Below are 16,596 nucleotides of genomic sequence, written 5' to 3'. Positions count from 1 at the left end.
CTAGATGAGAGCACCGCAGGCATGCGGAGCGGAACCCGCAGGAGGTGCCGATGGTGGGACGGTGCCGGGCAGCCGGGGCCAGAGCGCCCGGGAGCGCTCATGGGCTGGTTTCGCTGTTGATGAGCAGGCGTTGTATGCTGCCCCGGTTGCCTGATGAGTATCGGGCGTCAATCATTCCCTGGCAGTGCCGGTCGCTCACTGTGCCTGCGTCGCCGGGATTTTCCGTACATGCATCTGAAGTCTTTGGAGTGACCCGTGGCTGCCAACTGCGACGTCTGCGGCAAGGGGCCGGGCTTCGGCAACAGCATCTCCCACTCGCACCGCCGCACCCCGCGCCGCTGGAACCCGAACATCCAGCGCGTCCGTGCAGTGGTCAACGGGACGCCGAAGCGCCTCAACGCCTGCACCTCGTGCATCAAGGCCGGCAAGGTCTCGCGCTGACTCCGCCTGGGCCTCCGCGGCCCGGGCGGCGCCCTCGTCCTGGGCCCTGGGGCCCGGAAGGCGCCCTCAACCGGCGCTGACGAGGCGCCGACTGCGCGGCCACCTCGCTGGTTGCTTACGGAGCCGGTCCGTCACGACGACGGACCGGCTTCTCGCGTACCTGCCCACATGGACTCCGCCTGCCCGCGGCCCCAACTGCCATGCAGGGGCGGCGATTCCGAAGCCCGGTCCCGACCGGCCCCGGTCACGATCCTGACCCCGGCTACGGCACCGGCACCGGCACCGGACTCAGCTCCCCCGCAGCCGCCAACCGTGGTCCACCGGCCCCAGGCCCGCCCCCAGCGGGAATCCGGCCGCGATCGCACCCGTCACATACTCCTTGGCCGCCTGCGCCGCCTCCGGTACGGACAGGCCGCGCGCCAGGCCCGCCGCGAGTGCGCTCGCGAGGGTGCAACCGGTGCCGTGCGTATGGCGGTTGTCGTAGCGCGGTGCCCGCAGCCAGTGCTCCTCGTCGCCGTTCGTGAGCAGATCGACGGCCTCGCCGCCCGTGTCGTGCGAGTCCCGGCGATGGCCGCCCGCACCTCGGCCGCCTGCACCTCGGCCGTCCGCACCGCCGCCCCCGTCGTCGGACCCGTCGTCCGCCCCCAGATGACCGCCCTTGATCAGTGCCCATCGCGGCCCGTACGACAGCACCGCCGCCGCGGCCTCCCTCAGGCCCGCTTCGTCCCTGACCCGTACGCCGGTGAGCTGGGCGACCTCGTCGAGGTTGGGGGTGGCGACCGTGGCCGTCGGCAGGAGCTTGGTGCGTACGGAGTCCAGCGCGTCCTGGGCGAGCAGCGAGTCGCCGTGCTTGGAGACGCCCACCGGGTCCACGACCACGGGAGCCCGCAGTTCCGCGAGGAGTTCGGCCACGGTCTCGACCAGTTCGGCGGACGCCAGCATTCCGGTCTTGGCGGCCTCAATGCCGATGTCGTCGGCGACGCTGCGGAACTGCGCACGCACGGCCTCCGCCGGAAGCTCCCAATAGCCCTGCACGCCCAGGGAGTTCTGCGCGGTCACCGCGGCCACGACGCTCATCCCGTGAGTGCCCAGCGCCAGCATCGTCTTCAGATCGGCCTGGATGCCCGCCCCGCCGCCCGAGTCCGAACCGGCGACGGTCAGCACCCTGGGCGGCGCGGGGTGCGCGGCACTCCGTTCGCGGGCGGCACTCGTCTCGCGTGCGGCATTCGTCTCCATGCGCACAAACGTAGTCGTACGTCCAGGAAACACACGAGGCCCGGGACCGACGCTCCCGCGGACAAGGGGACTTGGGCACCCGGCGTACCTGAGGGTTCACGAACCGCGAGCCGCGAACCACGAACCCCCACCGCGCACCGCGAATCCCGTCTCCCCCACCCCGGAGCGGACCGGGACCGCACTGCCACGGAACCGCCCCAACTCCCAGTCACACCAGGGGTCTTACGAGCACACACGCGCCGCGCGGGCTCGCGGAGCCCGGACCCCGGACCCGGACCCACGTCAGACGGACGCCCGGCGGACGCCAGACGGACGCGCTCAGGTGCCGTCGCCGCTCCCGTCGCTGCCGAAGTGGTCCCAGCCACCGGCCCGCTCCCACGGCGCACCGTCCACGGTCACCTGCGGCTGCGCGGCAGGTGCCTGCACCTCGCCGATCTTCCGCCAGCGCGCGGGGAGTTTCGTATCGCTCGGGAACGTGGCCACGAGTGCGTGATCCTCGCCGCCGGTGAGCACCCAGTGCAGCGGATCGACGCCCACCGCCCTGCCGATGTCCGACATCTGCGCGGGCACGTCGAGATCGCGTGAACGAAGATCGATACGGACCTTGCTGGCGACCGCGACATGACCGAGGTCGGCCACCAGGCCGTCGCTCACGTCCGTCATCGCGGTCGCGCCGAGCTCCGCCGCCGCCGGGCCCGCGTGGTACGGCGGTTCGGGCCGCCGGTGCGCCTCGACGAACGCGCGAGGCGAGCGGAATCCGCGCGAGAGCACCGCGTGCCCCGCCGCGGACCAGCCCAGCCAGCCGGTGACCGCCACCACGTCGCCGGGCCTGGCCCCTGAGCGCGTGACCGGCTCCCTGTTGCGCAGATCGCCGAGTGCGGTGACGGAGACGGTGATCGTCGCGCCCCGCACGACGTCTCCGCCGACGACGGCCGCGGCGGCCACCTGCGCCTCGTCGCGGATGCCGTCCATGAGTTCCGTGGGCCAGTTCGCGGGGAGTTCGGCGGGGACGACCAGCCCCAGCAGCAGCGCCGTGGGCACGGCCCCCATCGCCGCGATGTCGGCGAGGTTCTCCGCGGCGGCCTTGCGGCCCACGTCGTACGCCGTGGACCAGTCGCGCCGGAAGTGCTGCCCCTCCAGCAGGATGTCGGTCGTGGCGACGACTCTGCGGTCGGGCGCGGAGACCACGGCCGCGTCGTCGCCCGGCCCGACGCGTACGGCGGGCGTCGTGGGCAGCCGGGACGTCAACTCCCGGATCAGGCCGAACTCTCCGAGTTCGCCGACGGTGCCGGGCGTCCGCGGCCGGCCGCCGCGGTACTCCCCGCTCAGATGCATCGCTGCGCCCTTTCGCCTGTCTCCCTCTGCCCGGCCCCCGCACCGGTCCTGTTCGCCGCCGACGGCGTCGATCCGCCGTCACGGGCTGTGCTGTGGGTCTCCCGCCCGGTAGCGGCTACGCGGTACCGTGACGATCCCTTTCCTCCCATGATCCTCGTAGCCGCCCTGGAGGTTCCGTGGTACAGGCGTACATCCTGATCCAGACCGAGGTCGGCAAGGCATCGACCGTCGCCGACGTCATCGCGAAGCTTCCGGGGATTCTTCAGGCGGAGGACGTGACCGGACCGTACGACGTGATCGTGCGTGCGCAGTCCGACACCGTCGACGAACTCGGGCGCATGGTCGTCGCCAAGATCCAGCAAGTGGACGGCATCACCCGGACTCTGACCTGTCCGATCGTTCATCTCTAGCTCCCCCGTATGCTCGCCCGGTGAGCTTCTCCCTCCCCCGGGCCTCCTCCGCAGTCACCGCCGCCACCACCGTCACCGCCTTCACCGCGGCCGCCGTGCTGGCGGCGGCGGGCTGTACGGCGGACGACAGCGGCCCGGCGGCGCCCAGCCCCTCCGGCGAGGCCGCCGAGACGTGCCGGTCGCTGCACGACCGGCTGCCGGAGCGCGTGGACGGGCAGCAGCGGATCACGCTCGATCCCGCCTCGAAGTACACCGCGGCGTGGGGCGATCCGGCCATCGAGATGCGCTGTGGTGTGCCGCGCCCCGAGAAGCTCTCGCCCGGTAGTGAACATTACAACCCCACGGCGGAGGCGGCGGAAGTCAACGGTGTCTCCTGGCTGCTGGAACGCCGTGACGACGGCTACCGCTTCACCACCACCGACCGCGTCGCGAACGTCGAACTGACCGTGCCCGGCGAGTACGCGCCGGAGGTCAACGCCCTGCCGGATCTGGCCGAATCGATACGTTCCTCGGTGCCGAGGCGTTCCTGAACGGCGCCCCGGCACCCGCCGCCTCCGCCCGCGTACGCACGCGGCGTGCCTGCGCTGCGGCTCCGCAGCGATGCGCCGCGACCGAAGCCCCCGCCCGAGCCCCCGCCAGGCGAAGACCCCGCTACCGAAGGCCCGTCTCGCGGTTCAGCGCCGCCTGGATGAGCCGGTCCACCAGCTCCGCGTAGCTCACTCCGCTCTTCTGCCACATCCGCGGATACATCGAGATCGGCGTGAAGCCCGGCATCGTGTTGATCTCGTTGATGACGAACTCGCCGCTCCCGGTGAGGAAGAAGTCGGCCCGCACCAGGCCCTCGCAGGACGCCGCCTCGAAGGCCAGCACGGCCAGTTCCTGCACGCGTTCCGTCTGCTCGGGGGTCAGCGGCGCGGGCACGATCCCGGACGCCGAATCGATGTACTTGGCCTCGAAGTCGTAGAAGTCGTGCGCGCTCACGGGCGGGATCTCGGCGGGCACGCTCGCACGCGGCCCGTCCTCGAACTCCAGCACCCCGCACTCGATCTCGCGCCCGTTCAGCAGCGATTCGACGATCACCTTCGGGTCGTGGCGCTGCGCCTCGGCCACCGCGTCGTCCAGGCCGCCGATGTCGTCGACCTTCGTGATGCCCATCGACGAACCGCCGCGTGCGGGCTTTACGAACAGCGGCCAGCCGTGCTCCCCCGCAAGGTCCACGATCCGCTTGCGGGCCGCACCCGGGTCCGTACGCCACTCACGGGGCCGGATCGCCACATACGGGCCGACCGGCAGGCCGAAGGAGGCGAAGACGCGCTTCATGTACTCCTTGTCCATGCCGACCGCCGACGCCAGCACTCCCGCGCCGACATAGGGCACTCCGGACAGCTCCAGCAGCCCCTGGAGGGTGCCGTCCTCGCCGTAAGGTCCGTGCAGCACGGGGAAGACGACGTCGACCTCGCCGAGCGCCTTGGGCACGGAACCCTGCTCGTGGTACGTGACCTCGCGGTTGCCCGGTTCGAGCGGCAGCAGTACGCCGCCGGGCTGCGAGTCGGCGAGTTCGGAGACGCTCGGGAGCCTGCGGTTCTCGATCGCCATACGCTCGGGTTCGTCCGCCGTCAGTGCCCAGCGGCCGTCGGCGGTGATGCCGATGGGCAGTACCTCGTACTTGTCGCGGTCGATCGCGCCGAGCACGGCACCCGCCGTGACCACGGAGATCGCGTGCTCGGAGCTGCGGCCGCCGAACACGACGGCGACACGGGGCTTGCGGGAGGGGCTCTGGCTGCTCATATCGCGTCGACTGTACCGCCTGGCCGCATACGCGTCAGGGTCCGCGGACGCCGCGTCGCCACCGCCGTCCCGGGCCCCCACGGCCCGGCGGACCGAAGCCCTCCGGCCTCAACTCCCTTCTGCGCGCGGGGAGTACGAGGACGGGGACACCAACACCCGGAAAACGAACGCCCGGAAGAAGAACGAAAGAACACGAACGTCGGAACACGTACGCCGGGGCACGAACGCCGGGGCACGAACGCTGAACACGAACACGGGACGCGGGCGGCCGAGCGCACGGTGGTCCAGGCGGCCGCGCCCAGGCGCGAGGCACGCGAACGCTCAGACCCGTTCCGCCTTGGCGCTGCGCGACATCAGCTCCTTCAGCGCCACGAGCGGCGGCTTGCCGTCGTGGACGATGCCGACGACGGTCTCCGTCAACGGCATCTCCACGCCGTGGATACGGGCCAGTTCACGTACGGACTCGCACGATTTGACACCCTCCGCGGTCTGCCGTGTGACCGCGATCGTCTCCTCCAGCGTCATCCCGCGGCCCAGATTGGTGCCGAAGGTGTGGTTGCGGGAGAGCGGCGAGGAGCAAGTGGCCACCAGGTCGCCCATGCCGGCCAGCCCCGCGAACGTATGGGCGTCGGCGCCCATCGCCAGCCCCAGGCGCGTGGTTTCGGCGAGACCGCGGGTGATCAAGGACGCCTTGGCGTTGTCGCCGAGTTCCATGCCGTCGGCGATGCCGACCGCCAGCGCGATCACGTTCTTGACCGCTCCGCCGAGTTCGCAGCCGACGACGTCGGTGTTCGTGTACGGGCGGAAGTACGGGGTGTGGCAGGCCGCCTGGAGACGCTGCGCCACGGAGACGTCCGTGCAGGCCACGACGGAGGCGGCGGGCCGCCGGGCGGCGATCTCCTTGGCGAGGTTGGGCCCCGTCAGCACCGCCACACGCGAACGCCCGACCCCGGCGACCTCCTCGACGACCTCGCTCATCCGCTTCGCCGTGCCGAGTTCGACGCCCTTCATCAACGACACGAGCACCGTGCCGGGGTGCAGCAGCGGCGCCCAGCCGGCGAGATTGCCGCGCAGCGTCTGAGACGGCACGGCGAGCACGGTGAACTCCGCGCCGTCGGCCGCCTCCGCCGGATCCGTCGTGGCCCGTACGGCTGCCGGGAGTTCGACGCCCGGAAGGTAGTCGGGATTGACGCGGCGGTCGTTGACCGCCTCCGCCAGCTCCGCTCTCCTTCCCCAGAGCGTCACCTCGCAGCCCGCGTCGGCGAGCACCATCGCGAAGGCCGTGCCCCAGGAACCGGTGCCGAATACGGCGGCTTTCGTCACGCGTTCTCTTCCCCGGCGCCGCCCGGGGGCGCCGTGTCGTGCTGTGCGGGTTCGGTGCGCTGTGCGGGCCCGGCCTTCGCCGTGTGCCGGGCGTCCGCCGTGTGACCTGCGCCGGCTGCGTGTTCCGGCTGCTGCTGCACGTCGTCGGCCTGCTGTTGCGGCGGGACGTGCTCACGGTCCTGCTGTGCGGCGGCGCGGTGGTCGAACCGTTCGGCCGGCGCGGGCTCTCCACGGATGTCCGAGAGCAGTGCCGTGATCTCGTCCATGATGCGCTCGGTTACCTCACGAAGCACAGCCGCCGTGGGTTCCCGGCCGTAGAACTCCGAGAGATCGATGGGCGGTCCGGCCTTCACGATCAGTGTCTTGCGCGGGAACAACTTGATGTCGCCGCGCTTCGGATACGGGGGCACCGCGAGATTCGCGCCCCACTGTGCGACGGGAATGACGGGCGCCCGCGTCTCGAGCGCGACGCGTGCCGCACCGGTCTTGCCCTTCATCGGCCACATGCCCGGGTCACGCGTGAGCGTGCCCTCCGGGTAGAACGCGACGCACTCGCCCTTCTCGATGGCCGCGACCGCGGCGCGGAAGGCCCCTATGGCGTCCTTCGACTCACGGAACACGGGGATCTGGCCGGTGCCGCGCATGGCCGTTCCCACGAACCCGCTCTTGAAGAGGCTCACCTTCGCGAGAAACCTGGGAACCCTGCCGGTGTTGTACTGGAAGTGCGCATAGGAAAGCGGGTCCACGGCGGAGTTGTGATTGACGACGGTGATAAAGCCGCCATTTTCCGGAATGTGTTCCATTCCGCGCCAGTCCCGCTTGAAGAACACCAAGAGCGGCGGTTTCAGCAAAACCGCGGCAAGGCGGTACCAGAAGCCGATTCTGCGGCGGGACACCCGGACACCATCTCCTCTTGCCTGTTCGAACAGCCACGTGGGTCCCGGCGGGCGGCTTGGCACGGGCCTGCCGCGGGGGTGGGCGCGGGACCCTCGGCACGGCGGGCGTGGGCCTGACCGGCGCATCCGGCGTGCGTTCACCCCGGCGCGCGAGGGGCAAGTCTCACCCCGTACCCCCCACCGTGTCGAGCACACGGTTCGTCTGCGTCTGCCCCGTAACCGTAGCCGGGCGCCTCACGGGCCCCAGGGGGGCGGGTGAGAATGAGGGTGTGCAACGACAAGTGACGCCCGTCGCCTGGACCCTCGTGGTGCCGCTGAAGCCCCTGGCACGGGCCAAGAGCAGGCTCGCCGCCACCGCCGGCGACCAGGCCCGCAGACGGCTCGCTGCCGCCTTCGCACAGGACACGGTGGCCGCCGCGCTGGCCTGTACGTCCGTACGCGATGTGGCAGTTGTCACGGACGATCAGCACGCCGCGCACGAGCTGACCGCGCTCGGCGCACACATCGTCCCGGACGCCCCCGGGGCCGGTCTCAACGCGGCGCTGGCCCACGGGGCGGCAGAAGTGCGCACCGGACGCCCGGCAGCCGCTCTGGCGGCCCTCAACGCCGATCTGCCGGCCCTGCGCCCCCAAGAACTCGCCCGCGTACTGGACTTCGCCGCGCGCTTCCCCCGCGCATACCTCGCCGACGCCGCCGGTACGGGAACCACGCTGCTCTCCGGGCTGCCCGGCCACGCGCTCCGCCCGCTCTTCGGGCCCGCGTCGTCCGCCCGGCACCGCGCCTCGGGCGCGATGGAGATCCTTCTCGCGGATGTCGACAGCGTGCGCACCGACGTCGACACCGCCGAGGACCTACTCGCCGCCCGCGCCCTGGGAGTCGGCCCGTTCACGGCCCGTGCGTGCCGCGAGGACGTCCCCTGCGAGGGGGCCGGGGGCCGCTCCTGCGGGCAGCGGCCTGTGACCCTCTAGGCTTCGCTGCATGCAGGCCACTTCGTACACCTACGACGCCGATACGCGCTCCGGCAGCGTGCTCCTCGACGACGGCACGCCGCTGCCGTTCGACGCGGCGGCCTTCGACGCGGGCGGCCTTCGGCTGCTGCGGCCGGGACAGCGCGTACGCATCGAGGTCGACGGCAGCGGCGAGGAGCGCAGGGTCACCTTGGTGACGCTCCAGACCCTTTGACGGCACGGGAATCGGGACCGCGCCGAATCCGGAGGCGGCCGAACCCGCGGCCCGGAGCGGGGAGTCCGGGCCCGGGCGTCCTCTCCGACTTGCCCGCAAACGCCCGCCGGGCCGGGCTCCCGTGGGGAGTCCGGCCCGGCGCTGCGGGACTTGATGCACTTGAATCGCGATTTGCAAGTTCCGTACTCGAAACAACCCGGTGCTCAGGCACCTCGGTACGTCGTCGCGAATACGCCGTTGCGGTGCGGGGCTCAGCGCTTGCGCGCGGTGGCCCTCTTGGCGGTGGTCTTGCGGGCGGCGGTGCGGCGGCCGGGCGCCTTTCGCGCGGGAGCCTTCTTGGCCGTGCCCTTCTTCGCGGTTGCCTTCTTCGCCGTCGACTTCTTGGCGGCCGACTTCTTCGCCGTGGTCTTCTTCGCCCCGGCACGTCCGGCGGTTGCCTTCTTCGCGGTCGTCTTCTTCGCCGGTGTGCGCTTGACCGTGGCCTTCTTCGCCGTGGTCTTCTTCGCGGCGCCGCGTCCGGTGGTCTTCTTCGCCCCCGCTCGCTTGGCGGTGGTCTTCTTCGCGGAAGTGCCGCCCATCAGGCTGCCCTTCGGGGCCTTCTTCACCGCGACATCGTTCTTCGGAAGCTTCTTCGCTCCGCTGACCAGTTCCTTGAAGCCGGCGCCCGCGCGGAAGCGGGGCACCGAGGTCTTCCGCACGCGCACGCGCTCACCGGTCTGCGGGTTGCGGGCGTATCTGGCGGGACGGTCCACCTTCTCGAAGGAGCCGAACCCGGTGACCGAGACCCGCTCCCCTGCCACAACGGAGCGGACGATCGCGTCCAGTACGACATCGACCGCGTCCGCGGCCTGCTGACGTCCACCGAGCTGGTCCTGGATTGCCTCGACGAGCTGCGCCTTGTTCACGTCTTCCCCTTCGGAACTATTGCAGGAACGAATGTGTTCAAGCTTTTTCGCACGCTAGGCAGATATATACCGCGAATCAAACATGAAACGGGCGAATCACCCTTGTGCCGCAACGAACTCGCCCTTCATCGAGTTCCGTCAGCGCGCTTGCCTGCCTGTTCCTCGGGGAAGCGTCCCTCGTCGATATCCGTCATCAGACGGTCCACGCGCCGCTCCGCGTCGGCGAGATCGTGCTTCGAGGCCGCGGTGATGACGAGCAGCTTGCGCTGCAACGCCACCCGTACGCCCTCGGGGACTTGCAGTGTGCGCACTCGTGTGTGCGCCTCTTTCAAGCGGGCGGCGAGCCGGTCGTAGAGATCGAGTTGACCGTCGCGTTCCATGCACCGATTGTGCCATCTGCGGTGAGTTGTCGCCCACCCGCTTCCCAACACGCACTCGCGCCCCACGCGTCGGAATGCGTGGGGCGCGAGCCGTGGTGCTGTCTCCGTCGTGCGCGGCCGGTGCGCTCGGTCGTGCGTCAGGCTTGCTGCGTAAGGGGTTTGAAGGCGGGGCGCTTCGACTCGTAGGCGGCGATGGCGTCGTCGTTCTTCAGCGTGAGGCTGATGTCGTCGAGCCCTTCGAGCAGTCGCCAGCGGGCGTTCTCGTCGAGTTCGAAGGCGGCGTCGACGCCCGGCGCGAGGACCTTGCGCTGTACGAGGTCGACGGTGACCTCCGTGCTCGGCTCGGACTCGGCCAGCTCCCACAGCTTCTCCACGGTCTGCTGCGGCAGTACGACCGTGAGCAGGCCGTTCTTCAGGGAGTTGCCGCGGAAGATGTCCGCGAAGCGCGGTGAGATGACGGCCTTGAAACCGTAGTTCTGAAGCGCCCAGACGGCGTGTTCGCGGGAGGAGCCGGTGCCGAAGTCCTCGCCGGCGACGAGCACCGTGCCGCCCTTGTACGCCGCCTGGTTGAGCACGAAGTCGTCCTGCTTGCGCCACGCCTCGAAGAGCCCGTCCTCGAAGCCGTCGCGGGTGACCTTCTTCAGCCAGTGCGCGGGGATGATCTGGTCGGTGTCGACGTTGCTGCGGCGCAGCGGTACGACCCGCCCGGTGTGTGTCGTGAAGGCTTCCATGGTGATGCGTTCTCCTCAGACGCCGGCGGGCACGCGTACGTCGGTCAGGTCGGCGGGCGATGCGAGGCGGCCCAGCACCGCGGTGGCGGCGGCGACCTGCGGCGAGACCAGGTGCGTACGACCGCCCTTGCCCTGCCTGCCCTCGAAGTTGCGGTTGGAGGTGGAGGCGGCGCGCTCGCCGGGCTTGAGCTGGTCGGGGTTCATGCCGAGGCACATCGAGCAGCCCGCGTGCCGCCACTCGGCTCCGGCGTCGGTGAAGACCTTGTCCAGGCCCTCCTCCACGGCCTGTAGCGAGACGCGTACGGAACCGGGCACGACCAGCATCCGCGTACCGTCGGCGACCCTCCGCCCGCGCAGCACGGCCGCCGCCGAACGCAGGTCCTCGATACGGCCGTTGGTGCACGAGCCGACGAACACGGTGTCCACGCCGACCTCGCGCAGCGGCTGTCCGGCGCTCAGCCCCATGTACTCCAGCGCCTTCTCGGCGGCGTACCTGGCGGCCTCGTCCTCGAAGGAGGCCGGGTCCGGGACGGACTGCGACAGCGGGGCGCCCTGGCCGGGGTTGGTGCCCCAGGTGACGAACGGTGCCAACTCCCCGCCCTCGATGACGACCTCGTGATCGAAGACCGCGTCGTCGTCGGTGCGCAGCGTCCTCCAGTACTCGACGGCGGCGTCCCAGTCGGCGCCCTGCGGGGCGTGCTCGCGGCCCTTGACGTACTCGAAGGTCGTCTCGTCGGGGGCGATCATCCCGGCGCGCGCACCGGCCTCGATGGACATGTTGCAGATGGTCATCCGCGCTTCCATCGACAGCTTCTCGACGGCCTCGCCCCGGTATTCGATGACGTAGCCCTGGCCGCCGCCCGTGCCGATCTTCGCGATGATCGCGAGGATCAGGTCCTTCGCGGTGACGTCGTCGGGGAGTTCGCCGTTGACGGTGACCGCCATGGTCTTGAACGGGGCCATCGGCAGCGTCTGCGTGGCCAGTACGTGCTCGACCTGGCTGGTGCCGATGCCGAACGCGAGCGCGCCGAACGCGCCGTGCGTGGAGGTGTGCGAGTCGCCGCAGACCACCGTCATGCCGGGCTGCGTGAGGCCGAGCTGCGGACCCACGACGTGTACGACGCCCTGCTCGACGTCGCCCAGCGGGTGCAGCCGTACGCCGAAGTCCGCGCAGTTCTTGCGCAGCGTCTCCAACTGGGTACGCGAGACGGGGTCGGCGACGGGCTTGTCGATGTCGAGGGTCGGGGTGTTGTGGTCCTCTGTCGCGATGGTGAGATCGGTACGGCGCACTCGCCGGCCGTTCTTGCGGAGACCGTCGAACGCCTGCGGGCTGGTCACCTCGTGCAGCAGGTGCAGGTCGATGTAGAGGAGGTCCGGCTCGCCCTCAGCACGCGTGACGACATGGTCGTCCCAGACCTTCTCCGCGAGTGTCCGTCCCATCGCTTTCCCTCCGGCCGGCCGCACTGCCGGCCCACATGTCGAGATCCAATGGCACACTCCGGGCTGCGGCGGCCCCTTGAGAAGCCGCGCGTCCCCCTGGCTTCGCCGCGGGGGTCCCCCGGTGAAGCCAGGGGGAGGCGCCCGGTTGTGCTCTGCCACTCCAGGGTGGCGGGTGGCGCCGGAAAAGGAACTTGCGTTTCACACTCTGAGACGCGAGTATCGACGCATGGACAACTCTAGCGGCGTCGGCGTGCTCGACAAGGCGGCTCTGGTTCTCAGCGCTCTGGAGTCCGGTCCGGCCACCCTCGCCGGGCTGGTCGGGGCCACCGGCCTGGCACGTCCGACGGCACACAGGCTCGCGGTGGCACTGGAACACCACCGCCTCGTCGCGCGGGACATTCAGGGGCGCTTCATCCTGGGCCCGCGCCTGGGCGAACTGGCCGCCGCGGCAGGCGAAGACCGTCTGCTCGCCTCCGCCGGTCCCGTACTGACGCACCTACGTGACGTCACGGGCGAGAGCGCTCAGCTCTACCGGCGCCAGGGCGACATGAGGATCTGCGTCGCCGCAGCCGAGCGGCTGTCCGGATTGCGGGACACGGTGCCGGTCGGCTCGACGCTGCCGATGAAGGCGGGTTCGGCCGCGCAGATCCTGATGGCGTGGGAAGAGCCGGAACGCCTGCACCGCGGCCTCCAGGGCGCCCGCTTCACGGCCACGGCGCTCTCCGGCGTACGCCGCAGGGGCTGGGCACAGTCCGTGGGCGAACGCGAACCGGGAGTGGCCTCGGTCTCGGCGCCGGTGCGCGGCCCTTCGAACCGCGTCGTCGCCGCGGTGTCCGTCTCGGGGCCCATCGAGCGCCTTACGCGGCATCCCGGCCGTATGCACGCACAGGCGATCGTGGACGCGGCAGCACGGCTGAGCGAGGCGCTGCGCCGCACGGCGGGCTGAGGGCAACTACGCGGCGGACGGCGGGCGCACGTCTCCCTACGGGCCCAACCGGCGGGCGGATACGGGGAGTCGGGACCGGGGCGTTCCACAGACCGTCGGGGTGCGCTGCCTTACATGCGAATGTGGGCCCGCACCCGCGGATGTGCACGTTCACCAACTGCACTGCCCGTAAAGCGAGAACGTACGGACAGCAGACCACGCATGAAAAAGCCCCCGCGGCTCGCGGGGGACTTTCCTGATCGAGTACCCCCGACCGGATTCGAACCGGCGCTACCGCCTTGAGAGGGCGGCGTGCTAGGCCGCTACACAACGGGGGCCCCAGCCTGGCCGACGGTGATCGGCCCGTACCCCCGACCGGATTCGAACCGGCGCTACCGCCTTGAGAGGGCGGCGTGCTAGGCCGCTACACAACGGGGGCCTCGATCTTGTGACTTGCGCCTCTGAACGGCGCCGGAATCAAGATCGCGCTGGGCTACCAGGACTCGAACCTAGACTAACTGAACCAGAATCAGTCGTGCTGCCAATTACACCATAGCCCACCGAAACGCAACCCCCAGGTCGAACTTTCCCTGCGGGGCTTTTGTCCGGGTGGCCGCCGTCGGTCGGGCCTTCCGGCCCCGTCCCGCTCGGCGACAGGAAGAACAGTACCCGATCGTCGACGGCGCTCCAAAACGGGTTCCCCGCCGACCGGAGCCGCCGCCTCTGGCCCTGAACGGCCCCGTGCCGGGACGGCCGACGCGGGACCGGGCCGGGGCCCCTCGGGGCTTCCCCGCCCGGCTCAGGCGCTCCTCGGGACCCTCAGGACGCCTGTGCGCCCAGCTTCGCCAGCGCCGCGTCCACGCGTGCCAACGTCCGCTCCCGGCCCAGGAGTTCGAGCGACTCGAAGAGCGGCAGGCCGACCGTGCGCCCGGTGACCGCGACGCGCACCGGAGCCTGGGCCTTGCCGAGCTTCAGGCCGTGCTGCTCGCCCGCCGCCAGCACGGCCTCCTTGAGCGCCTCCGCCTTCCAGTCGGCGTCTGCGAGCTTCGTACGGGCCGTGCGCAGCACGTCCTCCGCTCCCGGCTTCATCGCCTTCGCCCAGGACGCCTCGTCCTCGACAGGCTCGTCGAGGAAGAGGAAGTCGACGTTCGAGGTGATGTCGGAGAGCACCGTCAGCCTGGTCTGCGCGAGCGGGGCCAGTGCCTCGAAGGCCGACTGGTCGAAGTCCTCCGGGCGCCACGGGGCGTACGGGGCACGCAGCCACGGCTCGCACGCGGAGACGAAGTCGGCCGGCGACAGTTCGCGCAGATGTGTGGCGTTGATCGCCTCGCACTTCTTCAGGTCGAAGCGGGCGGGGTTGGCGTTGACGTCGGCGATGTCGAAGGCGGCGATCATCTCGTCGAGGGTGAAGATGTCGCGGTCCTCGGCGATCGACCAGCCGAGCAGGGCGAGGTAGTTGAGCAGGCCCTGCGGCAGAAAGCCGCGCTCGCGGTAGAGGTTGAGCGAGGACTGGGGGTCGCGCTTGGAGAGCTTCTTGTTGCCCTCGCCCATGACATACGGGAGATGACCGAACGCCGGTGTCGTGCCGTTGCCGACGCCCAGTTGCGCGAGGGCGCGGTAGAGGGCGATCTGGCGCGGGGTGGAGGAGAGCAGGTCCTCGCCGCGCAGCACGTGCGTGATCTCCATCAGCGCGTCGTCGACGGGGTTGACGAGCGTGTAGAGGGGCGCCCCGTTGGCACGGACGATGCCGTAGTCGGTGACGTTCTCAGGGGCGAACGTCAGCTCTCCGCGCACCAGGTCGGTGAAGGTGATCGGCTCGTCCGGCATGCGGAACCGGACGATGTGCGAACGCCCTTCGGCCTCGTACCCGGCGATCTGCTCGGCGGTCAGCTCCCGGCACTTGCCGTCGTAACCGGAGGGCCTGCCGGCCTTACGGGCGGCCTCCCGGCGGACCTCCAGCTCCTCGGCGGTGCAGTAGCAGGGGTAGGCGAAGCCCGCCTCCTGGAGCCTGGCCGCGACGTCGGCGTAGATCTCCATGCGCTGCGACTGCCGGTACGGGCCGTGCGGGCCGCCGCTGCCGCCCGAGGCGGCGTCGAAGGCGGTGGGTCCCTCGTCCCAGTCGAGGCCCAGCCAGCGCATGGCGTCCAGGAGCTGCTCGTAGGACTCCTCGGAGTCGCGGGCCGCGTCGGTGTCCTCGATGCGGAAGACGAGGGTGCCGCCGTGGTGGCGGGCGAACGCCCAGTTGAACAGGGCGGTACGGACGAGGCCGACGTGCGGGTTGCCCGTGGGCGACGGGCAGAACCGTACGCGTACGTCCTTCGTGACGGCCGTGGAGGGGGGCGCGGTCGCGGTCGCGTCAGTCACGCTTGACCACCTTGTTGGTGAGAGTGCCGATGCCTTCGATGGTGACGGCGACCTCGTCGCCGACGGAGAGCGGGCCGACGCCCGCCGGAGTGCCGGTGAGGACGACGTCGCCCGGCAGCAACGTCATGGCCTCGGTGATGTGGACGATCAGGTCCTCGACGGAGCGGACCATCTCGCTCGTACGGCCGAGTTGGCGCTGCTCGCCGTTGACGGTGCACATCACGCCGAGGTCGGACGGGTCCAGCTCGGTCTCGACCCAGGGGCCGAGGGGGCAGGAGGTGTCGAAGCCCTTCGCGCGGGCCCACTGCGACTCGGCGCGCTGGATGTCGCGGGCGGTGATGTCGTTGCCGCAGGTGTAGCCGAGGATCACGTCCTTGACGCGTTCGCGGGGGACGTCCTTGCACAACCGGCCGATGACGACGGCCAGTTCGGCCTCGTAGTGCACCTCGGAGGAGAAGGAAGGGTATGCGACGGGGTCGTGCGGGCCGCACACGGACGTGGACGGCTTGAAGAAGACGACCGGGGCGTCGGGGACCTCGTTGCCCATCTCCCTTGCGTGCTCGGCGTAGTTGCGGCCGATCGCCACGACCTTGTTGGGCAGTACGGGCGGCAGCAGCCGGACCTTGTCCAGCGGAAGCCTCTGGCCCGAGCGCTCGAACTCCGCGAAGGGGTGGCCCTTGATGATGTCGAGGACGGGGCCGCCTTCGGTGTCCGCGTCCCCTTCCACGACGCCGAATGCGACGTTTCCGTCGAGGGAGAATCTTGCGATGCGCACGGGTCGGGCTGCCCTTCGGATATGGCCGGACGGGGTGACGACGCCCCAGCGTATGCGATGCGGGGCGGCGGGGGCTCCGCCCCCGTCTTCCCCGCCGGGGCTCCCGCCCCGGGCCCGGGCCTCGCCCCCGGCCAGCTCCCGGCCGGGACGTGCGGGGCGGACCTGCGGGGCGCGCCTTCGGCACGGGCAGGCCACGGTGGGGGCTGCGCCTAGCCCGGGGCGCCTGCGGCGGGCAAGCGGGTACCCGGCATCGCGCAACATGACCGGCCGCCGCGGCCCCGCCATCGGACAGCGCCGTGCCCAACTGCCGGGCCCGCTCGTCGTGGACGAGCGCCGTCGCGGCGGGAGAGAGGTGCCCCGGGGCGCGGGCAGGCGGACCGGGCTCCGCCCAGGGGCCCGTGCGGGCATGCCGTCAATGTCGGGCCGTATGCCCGAACTGACGTGTGCCACGTGGTAGTTGGGGTG

General features: G+C 70.7%; 17 protein-coding genes and 3 tRNA genes. 6 read left to right on the top strand and 14 right to left on the bottom strand.

Annotated features, from left to right (window positions below; all coding sequences use genetic code 11):
• Positions 1-255 precede the first annotated feature (255 nt).
• A complete protein-coding gene (gene rpmB / locus MMA15_RS21300) occupies positions 256-441 on the top strand; it encodes a 50S ribosomal protein L28 (RefSeq protein ID WP_028435377.1) in 186 nt (61 codons plus the stop codon).
• Positions 442-729: 288 nt separating this feature from the next.
• Here rpmB and thiD read toward each other — a convergent pair whose 3' ends face one another.
• Both thiD and MMA15_RS21290 read right to left on the bottom strand, forming a co-directional pair.
• Positions 730-1,677 (bottom strand): bifunctional hydroxymethylpyrimidine kinase/phosphomethylpyrimidine kinase, encoded by a 948-nt coding sequence (gene thiD, locus MMA15_RS21295; protein WP_241061723.1) that lies wholly within the window; start codon positions 1,675-1,677, stop codon positions 730-732.
• Positions 1,678-1,995: 318 nt separating this feature from the next.
• A complete protein-coding gene (locus MMA15_RS21290) occupies positions 1,996-3,012 on the bottom strand; it encodes a thiamine-phosphate kinase (protein WP_241061722.1) in 1,017 nt (338 codons plus the stop codon).
• A gap of 176 nt (positions 3,013-3,188) precedes the next feature.
• Between MMA15_RS21290 and MMA15_RS21285 the strand changes: the two genes are divergently transcribed.
• Together MMA15_RS21285 and MMA15_RS21280 are read left to right on the top strand one after the other, a co-directional pair.
• Positions 3,189-3,422, top strand: coding sequence for an Lrp/AsnC family transcriptional regulator (locus MMA15_RS21285; protein WP_070015274.1), 234 nt, complete (start codon positions 3,189-3,191; stop codon positions 3,420-3,422).
• Positions 3,423-3,442: 20 nt separating this feature from the next.
• Positions 3,443-3,952 (top strand): DUF3515 domain-containing protein, encoded by a 510-nt coding sequence (locus tag MMA15_RS21280; RefSeq protein WP_308290573.1) that lies wholly within the window; start codon positions 3,443-3,445, stop codon positions 3,950-3,952.
• A gap of 121 nt (positions 3,953-4,073) precedes the next feature.
• Here MMA15_RS21280 and MMA15_RS21275 read toward each other — a convergent pair whose 3' ends face one another.
• From MMA15_RS21275 to MMA15_RS21265, 3 genes are all read right to left on the bottom strand, one after another.
• The gene (locus MMA15_RS21275) at positions 4,074-5,210 is read right to left on the bottom strand and encodes a D-alanine--D-alanine ligase family protein (protein WP_241061721.1); all 1,137 of its coding nucleotides are present in this window, start codon (positions 5,208-5,210) and stop codon (positions 4,074-4,076) included.
• A gap of 321 nt (positions 5,211-5,531) precedes the next feature.
• Positions 5,532-6,533, bottom strand: a complete 1,002-nt coding sequence (locus tag MMA15_RS21270; protein WP_241061720.1) for an NAD(P)H-dependent glycerol-3-phosphate dehydrogenase — start codon at positions 6,531-6,533, stop codon at positions 5,532-5,534.
• Complete coding sequence (locus MMA15_RS21265) at positions 6,530-7,429, bottom strand: lysophospholipid acyltransferase family protein (RefSeq protein ID WP_241061719.1); 900 nt, start codon at positions 7,427-7,429, stop codon at positions 6,530-6,532. Before MMA15_RS21265 ends, MMA15_RS21270 begins: the two co-directional genes overlap by 4 nt.
• A gap of 269 nt (positions 7,430-7,698) precedes the next feature.
• Here MMA15_RS21265 and cofC point away from each other — a divergent pair, with 269 nt between their 5' ends.
• Both cofC and MMA15_RS21255 read left to right on the top strand, forming a co-directional pair.
• Complete coding sequence (gene cofC, locus MMA15_RS21260; RefSeq protein ID WP_241061718.1) at positions 7,699-8,397, top strand: 2-phospho-L-lactate guanylyltransferase; 699 nt, start codon at positions 7,699-7,701, stop codon at positions 8,395-8,397.
• A 10-nt stretch (positions 8,398-8,407) separates the two neighbouring features.
• Positions 8,408-8,611: a hypothetical protein gene (locus MMA15_RS21255; protein ID WP_241061717.1), complete on the top strand. Its 204-nt coding sequence runs from the start codon at positions 8,408-8,410 to the stop codon at positions 8,609-8,611.
• 251 nt (positions 8,612-8,862) lie between these two features.
• Here MMA15_RS21255 and MMA15_RS21250 read toward each other — a convergent pair whose 3' ends face one another.
• The 4 genes from MMA15_RS21250 to leuC form a co-directional block, all read right to left on the bottom strand.
• Positions 8,863-9,516 carry an HU family DNA-binding protein gene (locus tag MMA15_RS21250; protein WP_241061716.1) on the bottom strand — a complete coding sequence of 218 codons (654 nt, stop codon included), beginning with the start codon at positions 9,514-9,516 and terminating at the stop codon, positions 8,863-8,865.
• Between the two features lie 125 nt (positions 9,517-9,641).
• Positions 9,642-9,896 (bottom strand): SCO5555 family protein, encoded by a 255-nt coding sequence (locus tag MMA15_RS21245; protein ID WP_028435369.1) that lies wholly within the window; start codon positions 9,894-9,896, stop codon positions 9,642-9,644.
• Between the two features lie 137 nt (positions 9,897-10,033).
• The gene (leuD, locus tag MMA15_RS21240; protein WP_241061715.1) at positions 10,034-10,627 is read right to left on the bottom strand and encodes a 3-isopropylmalate dehydratase small subunit; all 594 of its coding nucleotides are present in this window, start codon (positions 10,625-10,627) and stop codon (positions 10,034-10,036) included.
• A 15-nt stretch (positions 10,628-10,642) separates the two neighbouring features.
• Positions 10,643-12,067 carry a 3-isopropylmalate dehydratase large subunit gene (gene leuC, locus MMA15_RS21235; RefSeq protein WP_241061714.1) on the bottom strand — a complete coding sequence of 475 codons (1,425 nt, stop codon included), beginning with the start codon at positions 12,065-12,067 and terminating at the stop codon, positions 10,643-10,645.
• Between the two features lie 226 nt (positions 12,068-12,293).
• Here leuC and ndgR point away from each other — a divergent pair, with 226 nt between their 5' ends.
• Entirely contained in the window at positions 12,294-13,013 is a 720-nt protein-coding gene (gene ndgR, locus MMA15_RS21230) for an IclR family transcriptional regulator NdgR (protein WP_241061713.1), read from the top strand.
• Positions 13,014-13,257: 244 nt separating this feature from the next.
• Here ndgR and MMA15_RS21225 read toward each other — a convergent pair.
• From MMA15_RS21225 to MMA15_RS21205, 5 genes are all read right to left on the bottom strand, one after another.
• Positions 13,258-13,330, bottom strand: a tRNA-Glu gene (locus MMA15_RS21225).
• Positions 13,331-13,358: 28 nt separating this feature from the next.
• Positions 13,359-13,431 (bottom strand) — tRNA-Glu (locus tag MMA15_RS21220).
• Positions 13,432-13,480: 49 nt separating this feature from the next.
• Positions 13,481-13,552: transfer RNA gene (locus MMA15_RS21215), tRNA-Gln, on the bottom strand.
• 259 nt (positions 13,553-13,811) lie between these two features.
• Positions 13,812-15,356 (bottom strand): glutamate--tRNA ligase, encoded by a 1,545-nt coding sequence (gene gltX, locus MMA15_RS21210; RefSeq protein ID WP_241061712.1) that lies wholly within the window; start codon positions 15,354-15,356, stop codon positions 13,812-13,814.
• On the bottom strand, positions 15,349-16,131 hold the full coding sequence (locus MMA15_RS21205; protein ID WP_241061711.1) for a fumarylacetoacetate hydrolase family protein: 783 nt from the start codon (positions 16,129-16,131) through the stop codon (positions 15,349-15,351). Before MMA15_RS21205 ends, gltX begins: the two co-directional genes overlap by 8 nt.
• Positions 16,132-16,596 lie beyond the last annotated feature (465 nt).

The sequence above is a fragment of the Streptomyces marispadix genome (assembly GCF_022524345.1).
Lineage (GTDB): Bacteria > Actinomycetota > Actinomycetes > Streptomycetales > Streptomycetaceae > Streptomyces > Streptomyces marispadix.
Note: the sequence above shows the minus strand (reverse complement) of the source record. Positions and strands in the feature narration are given on the sequence as shown.

Bases quoted from the DNA above. Each gene is read 5' to 3' on its own strand.
- thiD (WP_241061723.1), bottom strand. From the start codon at position 1,677: ATGGAGACGAATGCCGCACGCGAGACGAGTGCCGCCCGCGAACGGAGT.
- MMA15_RS21290 (WP_241061722.1), bottom strand. From the start codon at position 3,012: ATGCATCTGAGCGGGGAGTACCGCGGCGGCCGGCCGCGGACGCCCGGC.
- MMA15_RS21275 (WP_241061721.1), bottom strand. From the start codon at position 5,210: ATGAGCAGCCAGAGCCCCTCCCGCAAGCCCCGTGTCGCCGTCGTGTTC.
- MMA15_RS21255 (WP_241061717.1), top strand. From the start codon at position 8,408: ATGCAGGCCACTTCGTACACCTACGACGCCGATACGCGCTCCGGCAGC.
- MMA15_RS21245 (WP_028435369.1), bottom strand. From the start codon at position 9,896: ATGGAACGCGACGGTCAACTCGATCTCTACGACCGGCTCGCCGCCCGC.
- leuD (WP_241061715.1), bottom strand. From the start codon at position 10,627: ATGGAAGCCTTCACGACACACACCGGGCGGGTCGTACCGCTGCGCCGC.
- leuC (WP_241061714.1), bottom strand. From the start codon at position 12,067: ATGGGACGGACACTCGCGGAGAAGGTCTGGGACGACCATGTCGTCACG.
- ndgR (WP_241061713.1), top strand. From the start codon at position 12,294: ATGGACAACTCTAGCGGCGTCGGCGTGCTCGACAAGGCGGCTCTGGTT.